The sequence below is a fragment of the Pseudomonas sp. Rh2 genome (assembly GCF_040762985.1).
GTDB classification, from domain to species: domain Bacteria; phylum Pseudomonadota; class Gammaproteobacteria; order Pseudomonadales; family Pseudomonadaceae; genus Aquipseudomonas; species Aquipseudomonas taiwanensis.
In genome coordinates this window covers 4,036,545-4,050,541 of the sequence record NZ_CP142890.1, presented here as the reverse complement: position 1 = coordinate 4,050,541, position 13,997 = coordinate 4,036,545, and the positions used below count along the sequence as shown (strand labels likewise).

General features: G+C 66.4%; 2 protein-coding genes. One reads left to right on the top strand and one right to left on the bottom strand.

The genetic code is table 11. The features are described from left to right. The first annotated feature begins 71 nt into the window (after positions 1-71). A complete protein-coding gene (locus VXM67_RS18390; protein WP_367237267.1) occupies positions 72-13,025 on the top strand; it encodes a non-ribosomal peptide synthetase in 12,954 nt (4,317 codons plus the stop codon). A gap of 212 nt (positions 13,026-13,237) precedes the next feature. Here VXM67_RS18390 and dsbG read toward each other — a convergent pair whose 3' ends face one another. Continuing rightward, positions 13,238-13,996, bottom strand: a complete 759-nt coding sequence (gene dsbG / locus VXM67_RS18385) for a thiol:disulfide interchange protein DsbG (protein WP_023381394.1) — start codon at positions 13,994-13,996, stop codon at positions 13,238-13,240. Position 13,997: the final 1 nt, after the last annotated feature.

The following is a 13,997-nucleotide window of genomic DNA, read 5'->3' as shown; positions in this document are numbered from 1 at the left end:
GCCGAGCGCTGCCCGCCGACCACCGCGTGGGCAGCTGGCCCGACTTACCCAGACACTGGCAGGAACCCCCCATGACGGACGCCTTCGAACTCCCGCTCACGCTGGTCCAGGCCCTGGCGCAACGCGCCGCGCAGACACCGGACCGCATCGCCTTGCGCTTTCTGGCCGATGACCCCAGCGAGCAGGCCGTGCTTAGCTACCGGGACCTGGACGCGCGCGCTCGCACCATAGCCGCCGCCCTGCAGGCGCGAACCGCACGAGGGGACCGCGCCGTGCTGCTGTTCCCAAGCGGCCCGGATTACGTTGCGGCGTTCTTCGGTTGCCTGTATGCCGGCGTCATCGCCGTTCCGGCCTACCCGCCGGAGTCATCGCGCCGCCATCATCAAGAGCGCCTGCTGTCGATCATCGACGACGCCGAGCCGCGCCTGCTGCTGACCGTCACTGCGCTGCACGACAGCCTGCAGGGCCTGGAAGCCTTGAGCGCGGACAATGCTCCGGCACTGTTGGCGGTGGACAGCCTGGACCCTGCGCTGGCGGCGTCCTGGCGCGAACCTGCGCTGGCGTGCGATGACATCGCCTTCCTGCAGTACACCTCCGGCTCCACCGCCCTGCCCAAAGGGGTCCAGGTCAGTCACGGCAACCTGGTGGCCAATGAGCAACTCATTCGCCATGGTTTCGGCATCGACCTGAACCCGGACGATGTGATCGTCAGCTGGCTGCCGCTTTACCACGACATGGGCCTGATCGGCGGCCTATTGCAGCCGATCTTCAGCGGTGTGCCGTGTGTGTTGATGTCGCCAGGCTACTTCCTCGCCAGGCCGCTGCGTTGGTTGCAGGCGATCAGCGCGTACGGCGGCACCATCAGTGGCGGCCCTGACTTCGCCTACCGACTGTGCAGCGAGCGGGTCAGCGAGGCGGCCCTGGCCGGGCTCGACCTCAGCCGGTGGCGCGTGGCGTATTCCGGCTCCGAGCCCATCCGCCAGGACAGCCTCGCCACCTTCGCCGACAAGTTCCAGTCCTGCGGTTTCCAACCGAGCAGCTTCTTTGCCAGTTACGGCCTGGCCGAGGCCACGCTGTTCGTCAGCGGCAGCCGTCGTGGCCAGGGTATCGCTGCGTTGGAACTGGACGCCGAAGCGTTTGCCGCCAACCGCGCCGAGCCGGGCGAGGGCAGTGTGCTGATGAGCTGTGGTTATCCGCAGCCTGGACACGCTGTGCGTATCGTCGAGCCACAACGGCTCGAGGTGCTGAGTGACAACCAGGTGGGCGAGATCTGGGCGGGTGGCCCGAGCATCGCCCTGGGCTACTGGCGCAACCCTGAGGCCACTGCCCGGACCTTCGTCGAGGCGGACGGCCAGACCTGGCTGCGCACCGGCGACCTGGGGTTCATGCGCGATGGCGAGGTGTTCGTCACCGGTCGCCTGAAGGACATGCTCATCGTCCGTGGGCAGAATCTGTACCCGCAAGATCTGGAAAGAACCCTCGAGCGTGAAGTGGCGGTGCTACGCAAAGGTCGCGTAGCGGTGTTCGCCGTCGACGATCAGGGCGAGGAGGGCATTGGCGTTGCGGTAGAGGTCAGCCGCAGCGTGCAGAAGGCCGTCGAGCCTCAGGAACTGATCAAGGCCCTGCGCCAGGTGATCGCTGATGCCTGCCGTCAGGCCCCCGCCGTGGTGTTGCTGCTCAATCCCGGCGCGCTGCCCAAGACCTCAAGCGGCAAGCTGCAACGCTCGGCCTGCCGTCTGCGCATGAGCGACGGTAGCCTGGACTGCTATGCGCGTTACCCGGCACCTGCCGAGCCGGCCATCGCCACGGCCGTTGGCGACGCTCTGCAGGCGCGCATCGCGACAGCCTGGCGCGAGGTGCTCAAGGTCGAAGCGGTGGCCGCGGACGATCACTTCCTGCTGCTGGGCGGCAACTCCATCGCTGCTACCCAGGTGACTGCACGCCTGGCCGACGAGTTGGGCATCGACCTGGGGCTGCGCACGCTGTTCGAAGCGCCCATCCTGGCGGACTACCGTGCTGCCGTGGCGGCCATCCTTGCCCAGGGCAGTGCCAAGGCGACGGTTATCAGCAGCCTGAGCCGTGGCCAGGCGCTGCCACAGTCGCTGGCGCAGAACCGCCTGTGGTTGCTGTGGCAGCTGGCGCCGCAGTCGGCGGCCTACAACATTCCCGCCGGCCTGCACTTGCGCGGCGAGCTGGACGTCGCTGCACTGGAAGCTGCGTTCCAGGCCCTGGTGGCCCGCCATGAATCGCTGCGTACGCTGTTCAGCGAAGAAGGCGGCCAGGCGTTGCAGCGGATCCTGCCCGAGCGACCGTTCACTCTAAAGCGCGTGGACCTCCAAGGGCTGAGCGCCGATGACGTGGCGAGGCTGCGTGAGGAGGAGGCCCAGCATCCGTTCGACCTGACCGGCGACCCGCTGTTGCGGGTGACCCTGGTGCGCCTGGATGACGAGGACCATCAGCTGTGGGTGACCCTGCACCACATCATTGCCGATGGCTGGTCGCTGAACATCCTGCTCGATGAGTTCGCCAAGTTGTATGCCGCACATTGCCAGGGCCTGCAAGCCAACCTCGCTCCCCTGTCGCTAGGCTATGCCGACTACGGCAACTGGCAGCGGCAGTGGCTGGCCGATGGCCAGGCGCAGCGCCAGTTGGCGTACTGGAAGGCCCGTCTGGGCGATGAACTGCCGGTGCTCGACCTGTGCACCGACCATCCGCGCTCCGCCCTGCGCGACCGGCGCGCCGCGCGCCTCAACCTCAAGGTGTCGGCCAAGTTGGGCGACGCCATCAAAGGCCTGGCCCGAGAGCAGCAGGCGAGTCTGTTCATGGTCCTGCTGGCGGCATGGCAAGGCCTGTTGCACCGCTACAGCGGCCAGAACGACCTCTGCGTCGGCGTGCCCAATGCCAACCGTCCGCGCCTGGAAACCCAGGGCGTGGTCGGCTTCTTCATCAACACCCAGGTGCTGCGCGCCAAGCTCCATGGCCGTCTGCCGTTCCAGCAGTTGCTGGCGCAGGTGCGCCAAGCGACCCTTGAAGCCCAGGCCAACCAGGACCTGCCGTTCGAACAACTGCTCGAAGCCTTGCCCGAAGCGCGCGAGCAAGGCCTGTTCCAAGTCATGTTCAACCACCAGCAACGCGACCTGTCTGCCCTGCGCCGCCTGCCCGGCCTTCTGGCCGAAGAGCTGCCGTGGCATAGCCGCGAAGCCAAGTTCGACCTGCAACTGCACAGCGAGGAAGACCATCAGGGCCGCCTGAGCCTGGCGTTCGACTACGCTGCCGAACGGTTCGAAGCCAGCACCATCGAGCGCCTGGCCCAGCACCTGCTGGCGTTGTTGGAGCAAGTCTGCGCCCAACCGCGGATGGCCTTGGGCGAGGTCCGTTTGCTGGATGAGCAGGGCCGCGAGCAACTGCTGGGTTGGGGCCAGGCCCCGATGCCAGCCCCTAAGAGCCTGCTGTTAGGGCAACTGAACGAGCAGGCCCGGCTGACCCCGCAGCGCACGGCGCTGGTGTGGGAGGGCGGTAGCCTCGATTACGCCGAACTGCACCAGCAGGCCAACCGGCTGGCCCACTACCTGCGCGACAAAGGCGTCGGCCCGGACACCTGCGTTGCCATTGCCATCGAGCGTTCACCGCAACTGCTGATCGGCCTGTTGGCCATTCTCAAGGCCGGTGGCGCCTATGTGCCGCTGGATGTCGATTACCCGGCCGAGCGTCTGGCCTACATGCTCGAAGACTGCAAGGCCGGCCTGCTGCTCAGTCACAGTGGCCTGCTCGACAGGCTGCCGCAGGTGGACGGCGTCAGCGCCATCGCACTCGACCAACTGCACCTGGACAGTTGGCCAAGCCAGGCGCCTGGCCTGCATCTGGATGGGGATAACCTGGCCTACGTGATCTACACCTCCGGCTCAACCGGACAACCCAAGGGCGTCGGCAATACCCACGCGGCCCTTGCCGAACGCCTGCAATGGATGCAGGCCACCTACGGCCTGAACGACAGCGACGTGCTGATGCAAAAGGCGCCGATCAGTTTCGATGTGTCGGTGTGGGAGTGCTTCTGGCCGCTGGTCACCGGCTGCCGCCTGGTGCTGGCCGGCCCCGGCGAGCATCGCGACCCGCACCGCATCGCGGCGCTGGTGCAGCAGCATGGCGTGACCACGCTGCACTTCGTCCCGCCGTTGCTGCAAGTGTTCGTGCAAGAGCCGCTGACTGCCGGCTGCACCAGCCTGCGGCGAGTGTTCTCCGGTGGCGAGGCGCTGTCGGCGAACCTGCGTGACCGTGTGCTGCAAGTGCTACCGCAGGTGCAGTTGCACAACCGTTATGGCCCGACCGAAACTGCGATCAACGTTACCCACTGGCATTGCCAGGCAGAGGATGGTGAGCGTTCACCCATCGGCCGCCCGCTGGGGAATGTGATCTGCCGGGTGCTGGATGACGAGATGGAACTGACCGCCCCGGGTGTGCCGGGCGAACTGTACCTGGGCGGTGCGGGTCTGGCGCGGGGCTATCTGGGCCGTCCGGGCCTGACCGCCGAACGCTTCGTGCCCCAGGCCGATGGTAACGGCGAACGCTTGTACCGCAGTGGCGACCGTGCCCGCTGGCAGATGCAGGTCCAGGCGCTGGAGTACCTGGGTCGCCTCGATCAGCAGGTGAAAGTGCGCGGGTTCCGCGTCGAGCCCGAAGAGGTCCAGGCCTGCCTGCTGAGCCAGTCCGGTGTCGACCAGGCCCTGGTGCTCATCCACAAGGATGGGATCAGTGCACGACTGGTCGGCTACTACAGTGGCACCGCCCAGCCTGAAGCGCTGGTGGCGGCCCTGGCAGAGCGGTTGCCGGCCTACATGGTCCCTGCGCAGTTGATTGCGCTGGCGCACCTGCCGCTGGGCCCCAGCGGCAAGGTCGATCGCAAGGCCTTGCCAGCGCCGGTCTGGCAGCAGCGCGAACATATCGAGCCACGAACTGCGTTGCAGCAGGAGGTGGCGGCGATCTGGCGCGCGGTGCTCAACCTGCCACGTATCGGCCTGCAGGACGACTTCTTCGACCTTGGCGGCCACTCGCTGCTGGCTACCCAGATCGTCTCCCGCACCCGCCAGGCCTGCGATGTCGAGCTGCCGCTCAAAGCCTTGTTCGAAGCCAGCGAGCTGGGCGCTTTCTGCGCCGAGATCGCTCGCATCCGCGAGGCTGGCGAGCGCAACCTGCAAGGCGAGATCGCACGTGTCGACCGCCGTCAGGCCGTGCCGCTGTCTTACTCTCAGCAGCGCATGTGGTTCCTCTGGCACATGGAGCCGGACAGCCCGGCCTATAACGTCGGTGGTATGGCCCGGCTGCGTGGCACTCTGGATGTGGAGGCCTTCGAGCGTGCCTTGCAGGCGCTGATCGTGCGCCATGAAACCCTGCGTACCACCTTCCCGAGCATCGACGGCGTGCCGTACCAGTGCGTTGCCGAGCACAGCGGCCTGCAGCTCGATTGGCAAGACTTCAGCACCTTGCCTGCCGATTCCCGCCAGCATCGTTTGCAGCAACTGGCCGATGCCCAGGCGCACCAGCCGTTCGACCTGGAGCGCGGCCCGCTGCTGCGTGCGTGCCTGGCCAAGACTGAGGTGCACGAGCACTTCTTCGTCCTGACCTTGCACCACATCGTCACCGAAGGCTGGGCCATGGACATCTTCGCCCGCGAGCTGGGCGAGCTGTACGAGGCCTTTGTCGACGCGCGCGAATCGCCATTGGCGCCGCTGCCGGTGCAGTACCTCGACTACAGCGTGTGGCAACGCCAGTGGCTGGAGAGCGGTGAGGGCACCCGTCAGCTGGCCTACTGGAAAGCCCGCCTGGGCGATGAACACCCGGTGCTGGCCCTGCCGTCCGACCGCCCGCGCCCGGCCGTGCAGAGCCACCGGGGGGAGCTGTATCGCTTCGACCTCGACCCGGCGCTGGTGGCGCGCGTGCATGCCTTCAACAGCCAACGTGGCCTGACGTTGTTCATGACCATCACCGCCACGCTGGCCGCATTGCTGCACCGCTACAGTGGCCAGCGCGACCTGCGCATCGGCGCGCCGGTGGCCAACCGTATTCGTCCCGAGAGCGAGGGGCTAATCGGCGCCTTCTTGAACACCCAGGTGCTGCGCTGCGAGATGGACGGACAGATGACCGGCACCGCGCTGCTCGATCAGGTGCGCCAGGTCGCCATCGAGGCCCAGTCGCACCAGGACCTGCCGTTCGACCAACTGGTCGAAGCCCTGCAGCCGCCGCGCAGCAGTGCCTACAACCCGCTGTTCCAAGTCATGTGCAACGTCCAGCGCTGGGCCTTTCAGCAGCGCCGCGAACTGGCGGGCATGCAGGTGGACTACCTGGTCAACGACGCCAGTGCCACCAAGTTCGACCTTTATCTGGAGGTCACCGACCTGGACGGCCGCCTCGGCTGCTGCCTGACCTACAGCCGCGACCTGTTCGACGAACCGCGCATCGCGCGCATGGCCGAGCACTGGCAGCAGTTGCTGGTCGGCCTGCTCGACGATCCTCAACGACGTCTGTGCGAGTTGCCGATGCTGAGCCACACCGAGCAGCAGGTGCTGGTGGGCCATTTGCAGGGCGAGCCGGACCACGGACTCAACCAGACCCTTCACGGCCTGTTCGCCATCCAGGCCGCCAGTACCCCGCAAGCCCTGGCACTGACCTTCGCCGGCCAGCACCTGAGCTACGCCGAGCTGGACCAACGGGCCAACCGCCTGGCCCGGGCCCTGCGCGAGCGCGGTGTCGGCCCGCAGGTACGGGTGGGCCTGGCCCTCGAGCGCTCGTTGGAGATGGTCGTCGGCCTGTTGGCCATTCTCAAGGCCGGCGGTGCCTATGTGCCGCTGGACCCCGAATACCCGCTCGACCGTTTGCACTACATGATCGAGGACAGCCGCATCGGCCTGTTGCTGAGCCAGCGCACGCTGCTGGAGGCGCTCGGCGAGCTGCCCGATGGCGTGGCCCGCTGGAGCCTCGAAGATGATGCCGTCAGCCTGTCCGCCTACAGCGATGCGCCGCTGGACAACCTCAACCTGCCACAGCACCAGGCGTACCTGATCTACACCTCCGGCTCTACCGGCAAGCCCAAGGGCGTGGTGGTCAGCCACGGTGAAATCGCCATGCACTGCCAGGCGGTGATCGCCGCCTTCGGCATGCGTAGCGACGACTGCGAGCTGCACTTCTATTCGATCAACTTCGACGCAGCCAGCGAGCGCCTGCTGGTGCCGCTGCTGTGCGGTGCCCGCGTGGTGCTGCGCGCACAGGGGCAGTGGGGCGCCGAGGACATTTGCCAACTGGTGCGCGAACAACAGGTGAGCGTGCTGGGCTTCACCCCGAGCTATGGTAGCCAGCTGGCCCAGTACCTGGCGGGGCGGGGCGAGCAACTGCCGGTGCGCCTGGTCATCACCGGCGGCGAGGCGCTGACCGGCGAGCACCTGCAACGCATTCGCCAGGCCTTCGCGCCGCAACAGTTCTTCAACGCCTACGGGCCGACCGAAACGGTGGTGATGCCGCTGGCCTGCCTGGCGCCGCAGACCCTGCCCGCCGATGCCGGCAGCGTGCCGATCGGCCGGGTGATCGGCGCACGTAGCGCGTACATTCTCGACGAGGACCTGGCGCTCCTGCCCCAGGGCGGCATCGGCGAGCTGTACATCGGTGGTGCGGGTTTGGCCCAGGGTTACCACGACCGCCCCGGGCTCACTGCCGAACGCTTCGTCGCCGACCCATTCAGCCATGATGGCGGTCGCCTGTACCGCACCGGCGACCTGGTGCGCCTGCGTGCCGACGGGTGTGTGGAGTACATCGGGCGTGCCGACCAGCAAGTGAAGATCCGCGGTTTCCGGATCGAGCTTGGCGAGATCGAGAGCCGCCTGCAGGAGCATGCCGATGTCGACGACGCGGTGGTCCTGGCAATCGACCTGCCCGGTGGCAAGCAACTGGTGGGCTACCTGGTGTGCAGGCAGGCCACGGCGAGCGCCGAGGCCCAGGCCTCGCTGCGCGAAGCGATCAAGGCCGATGCCCGCCAGCACCTGCCGGACTACATGGTACCGGCGCACCTGGTGCTGCTCGACAGCCTGCCACTGACGGGCAACGGCAAGCTCGATCGCCGCGCACTGCCGCTGCCGGATCTCCAGCAAGCCCAACAGCATTACCTGGCCCCGAGCAACGAAGTCGAGGCACAGTTGGTGCAGCTCTGGTGTGAGGTGCTCAATGCTGCCCGCGTGGGCGTGCAGGACAACTTCTTCGAACTGGGCGGCGACTCGATCCTGTCGATCCAGGTGGTCAGCCGTGCCCGTCAGCTGGGCCTGCAGTTCACCCCGCGCGACCTGTTCCAGCACCAGACCATCCAGACCCTCGCCGCCGTGGTCAGCCGCAGCGCAGCGCCAAGCGACATCGAGCAGGGCTTGCGGCAGGGGCGTAGTGGCCTGACGCCGATCCAGCACTGGTTCTTCGACAGCCAGGTCACCCAGCCACAACACTGGAACCAGGCTGTGCTGCTGCAAGCTCGCCAAGCACTGGACAGCACGGTGCTGGAGCGCGCCCTGGCCGGCCTGGTGGAACACCACGACAGCCTGCGCCTGCGCTTCGTCCAGGCCAATGGCCGTTGGCAAGCCGAGTATGCGGCGTCGGCCAGCCAGCAGTTGCTGTGGACCGCCACGGTCAGCGACTTCGACGACTGCCAGGCGCTGTACACCGACGTGCAGCGCAGCCTCGACCTGCACCAAGGCCCACTGCTGCGCGCCTTGCTGGTGAGCGATGGGCAGGGCGCACAGCGCCTGTTGCTGGCGATCCACCACCTGGTGGTCGACGGTGTGTCCTGGCGTGTCTTGCTCGAAGACCTGCAAGCGCTCTACCGTGGCCAGACGCTCGCTGCCAAGACCCATGCCATGGGCGACTGGGCAGCACGCTTGGCCAGCTACGCCGGCAGTGACTCGCTAAGAGACGAGCTGGATTGGTGGCAGAGGCAACTCGGCAATGTGCGCCACGAGTTGCCATGCGATCACCCTCAGGGCGGTAACCTGAACCGGCATGCGCGCACGCTGGCCATCGGCCTGGACGTGGAGCAGACCCGTCGGTTGCTTCAGCAGGCCCCGGCGGCTTACCACACCCAGGTCAATGACCTGCTGTTGACCGCGCTGGCCCGTGTCCTGTGCCGCTGGAGCGAGGACGAAACCGTACTGGTGCAGCTCGAAGGTCATGGCCGTGACGGGCTGTTCGAGGACATGGACCTGACTCGCAGCGTCGGCTGGTTCACCAACGCCTATCCGCTGTGCCTGAAGCCAGCGGTAGGCGACGACGAAAGCGCCCGCGCCACGTCCATCAAGCACATCAAGGAACAACTGCGCCAGGTACCGCACAAAGGTCTGGGTTACGGCGTGCTGCGCTACCTTGCCGATGACGTCGGGCGCGAGCGCATGGCGGCCCTGGCGCAGGCACGCATCACCTTCAACTACCTCGGGCAGTTCGACCAGCAGTTCGATGCCGCCGCGCTATTCCAGCCGCTGGATGCGCCAGCGGGCCTGGCCCATGACCTCGATGCGCCGCTGCCGAACTGGCTCAGCGTCGACGGCCAGGTCTATGGCGGCGCCTTGCAACTGCGCTGGACCTACAGCGCCGAGCGCTACGACGACTCGACCATCGCCCGTCTGGCCGAGGCCTATCGCCAAGAGTTGCTCGCACTGGTCGAGCATTGCCTGGCCGATGGCAACGGCAGCTTCACCCCATCAGATTTCCCCCTGGCTCGCCTGACCCAGGAGCAGATCGACGCCTTGCCGGTACCCGCCGACGAGATCGAAGACGTCTACCCGCTGACGCCGATGCAGGAAGGCCTGCTGTTGCACACGCTGCTGGAACCCGGCACCGGCATCTACTACATGCAAGACCGCTACCGCATCAACAGCGCGCTGGACCCTGAACGCTTCACCCAGGCCTGGCAGGCCGTGGTGGCGCGCCACGAAGCCTTGCGCGCATCGTTCAGCTGGAACGCTGGCGAGGCGATGCTGCAGATCATCCACAAACCCGCCAGAACGCCGGTGGATTACCAAGACTGGCGTGGCCTGGACGACGCCACCCAGGAGGCGCGTTTGCACGCCCTGCACAAGCAGGAGCGCGAGGCCGGTTTCGCGCTGCTGCGCGAGGCGCCGTTCCACCTGCGTCTGGTGCGGGTTGCCGACGAGCGCTACTGGTTCATGATGAGCAACCACCACATCCTCATCGACGCCTGGTGCCGTTCGCTGCTGATGAACGACTTCTTCGAGCTCTACCAGGCCCTCGGCGAAGGTCGCCAGGCCCAATTACCGGTACCGCCGCGCTACCGCGACTACATCGGCTGGCTGCAGCGCCAGGACCTGGACGAAGCCCGTGCCTGGTGGCGGGCCAACCTGGCCGGCTTCGAGCGCGCCACCGCCATCCCGAGCGATCGCCCGCTGCGCCATGATCGTGCCGGCGACGGCATGGTGGTCGGCGATTGCTACACCCGCCTTGAGGTCGGCGAAGGTGTGCGCCTGCGTGAGCTGGCCCAAGCCCATCAGCTTACCGTCAACACCTTCGCCCAGGCGGCCTGGGCCCTGGTGCTGGCGCGCTACAGCGGCGACCGCGACGTCGCCTTTGGCGTGACCGTGGCCGGACGCCCGGTGAGCATGCCGCAAATGCAGCGCACCGTTGGCCTGTTCATCAACAGTATCGCCCTGCGCGTACAGCTGCCCGACGCGGGCCAGCGCCGCAGCGTGCGCCAGTGGCTGCAAGGGCTGCTTGAGCGCAACATGGAGCTGCGCGAGTACGAGTACCTGCCGTTGGTGGCGATTCAGGAATGCAGCGAACTGCCCAAGGGTCAGCCGCTGTTCGACAGCCTGTTCGTGTTCGAGAACGCCCCGGTGGAAACCGCCGTGCTTGACCACGCCCAGCACCTGAATGCCAGCTCCGACTCGGGCCGCACCCACACCAACTTCCCGCTGACCGCCGTGTGCTATCCAGGCGATGACCTGGGCCTGCACCTGTCGTTCGACCAGCGCTACTTCGACTATCCGACCGTCGAACGCCTGCTGGCTGAGTTCAAGCGTCTGCTGCTGGCCTTGGTCGAGGGCTTCGAAGGCGATGTCAGCGAGCTGCCGTTGCTGGGGGTCGAAGAGCAGCGCTTCCTGCTTGAAGACTGCAACCGCACCGAGCGTGCCTACGCCCTTGATCAGAGCTATGTCGAGCTGTTCGAGGCTCAGGTCGCCGCCAGCCCTGAGCGAACCGTCGCCCGCTGCCTGGAGGCGTCGTACGACTACGCCGGCCTGAACCTGGCGGCCAACCGGCTGGGCCATGCATTGGTCGCCGTCGGCGTGGCCATCGACCAGCCAGTGGCCCTGTTGGCCGAGCGCGGCTTGCCGCTGCTGGGCATGATCGTCGGCAGTTTCAAGGCCGGAGCAGGCTACCTGCCGCTGGATCCGGGCCTGCCGACGACGCGGCTGCAGCGCATCGTTGAACTCAGCCGCACCCCGGTGCTGGTGTGCAGCGCGGCCTGTGCCGAGCAGGCGCGCCAGTTGCTCGATGAGCTGGGCGGCGTGATGCGGCCGAAGCTGTTGGTCTGGGAAGAGGTGCAAGCCAGCCGTGTCGCCAGTCATAACCCCGGCATTCACAGCGGGCCGGACAACCTGGCCTATGTGATCTACACCTCCGGTTCCACCGGTTTGCCCAAAGGCGTGATGGTCGAGCAGCGCGGCATGCTCAACAACCAGCTGAGCAAGGTGCCGTACCTGGCACTGAGCGAGCAGGACGTGATCGCCCAGACTGCCTCGCAGAGCTTCGACATTTCGGTCTGGCAGTTCCTGGCCGCGCCGCTGTTCGGGGCCAGGGTCGAGATCGTGCCGAATGCCATTGCCCATGACCCGCAAGGCTTGCTGGCCCACGTTCAAACCACCGGTATCACTGTGCTGGAAAGCGTGCCTTCGTTGATTCAGGGCATGTTGGCCAACGACCACCAGACCCTGGATGGGTTGCATTGGATGCTGCCCACTGGCGAAGCCATGCCACCGGAGCTGGCGGCGCAGTGGCTGCAGCGTTACCCGGCCATTGGCCTGGTTAACGCCTACGGCCCGGCGGAGTGTTCGGACGATGTGGCGTTCTTCCGCGTCGATGCTGACTCCGCCCGCGGTAGCTACCTGCCCATCGGAACGCCGACTGACAACAACCGTCTGTACCTGTTTGGAGAAGACCTGACACTGGCGCCACTGGGCGCGGTGGGTGAGCTGTGTGTTGCCGGTACCGGCGTCGGTCGTGGTTATGTGAGCGACCCGGTGCGCACAGCGCAGGCCTTCGTCCCGCATCCCTATGGCGCGCCGGGTGAGCGCCTGTACCGCACCGGCGACCTGGCGCGCCAGCGGCCGGATGGCGTGTTCGAGTATGTCGGGCGTATCGACCACCAAGTGAAGATCCGCGGTTTCCGCATCGAGCTAGGCGAGATCGAGGCGCGTCTGCACGAGCAGGCCGAGCTTCGCGATGCCGCTGTCGGTGTCCAGGACGGCGTCAACGGCAAGCACCTGGTCGGCTACCTGGTCGCCCATCAAGGCGTCGTCGCCGACGCTGCGTTGCTTGAGCAGGTCAAGCAGCGCCTGCGCAGCGAACTGCCGGAATACATGGTGCCGCTGCACTGGGGCTGGTTCGACAGCTTGCCGCACAACGCCAACGGCAAGCTTGACCGCAAGGCCCTACCGGCTATCGATATCGGCGGCCAGCACAGCCAGGCCTATGTTGCACCGCGCAATCCGCTGGAAGAGACACTGGCCGGCATCTGGGCCGATGTGCTCAAGGCCGAACGGGTAGGGGTGTGCGACAACTTCTTCGAGCTGGGCGGGCATTCGCTGCTGGCCACGCAGATCGCTTCGCGGGTGCAGAAGCAGTTGCAATTGAACGTGCCACTGCGGGCGATGTTCGAGTGCAGCACGGTGGAGGCGTTGGCTGAGTATGTGCAAGGGCTGCGCGACAGTGCGCTTGATGACGACAAGGTCGACCGGCTGAGTGATCTGATGGCGGAGCTGGAGGGGCTTTAAGGTGGGGGGCGCTTGGCGCCCCTTTTCATTGGCGTATGTTCATGCGTGCATCCTTCGATATCACGGCGGTCGCGCGCGCCTGTGGCAGGCGTTATTGGCCCGAAACTAGCGTAGGAGCGAGCCTTGCTCGCGATGCGCCGCGCGGGCGGCGCTCGATTTGCGCAACACCACCAAACCCAGGGCAAGCGCCGCACAGCCCCCCCTCTACGCATTTACCGCTTACCCAGAATCTTCCCTAACATCTCCGGCCGCGGCGCCCCTTGCTGGCTCTGCAGATTCCCTTGCTCGTCCTGATAGAAAATCGCCGGCGTAGCCTGCAACCCCATTTCCTCCATCAAGGCGAGATGCGCCTCCAACTGCTTCTGTACCTTCTCAGGCACGTTCTCCAACGGCTGGAGCGTACTGCCCTTGCCGGCCCTCTCGTGCTCGGCCAGCGCCTTGGCCGGGTCCTTGGCGGCCAACAATGCAGCTGACTTGCCCGGGCTGTCCTCGCGGATGATGCCGACCATGATATGGCGCAACTGCACCTTGCCCGACTCGACCCAGGGCCGCGCCTGCTCCCAAAACATGTTGCAGTACGGGCAGTTGGGGTCGCTGAACAGGTACACCTTGCGCGGCGCATTGTCCTTGCCATCGGCGATCCAGGCGGTTTTCTCCATCTTCACCCAAATTTCCTTGCTCATCGGCGCATAGACCAGCTTCTGCAAAGGCTCGGCGCTGAGGTCCTTGCCCTGTTCGTCGAACAGGCTGCCGACCAGCACGTGCTTGCCATCAGGGGTGAGGTACAGGGCCAAGCCGTTGTTCTGGTATTCGGCGGCGTAGCCGCGCAGGCCGTTGGGGGCGTCGAAGCTGCCCTTGATCTCGGCGCCCTTGGCCTGGATCTGTTGGATCGCCTTGGGCAGCTCTTCTGCCTGCAGGATCGGGGCGGCCAGGAGGGCCAGGCTCAGGGGCAGCAGTGCAGTCGATCGCATG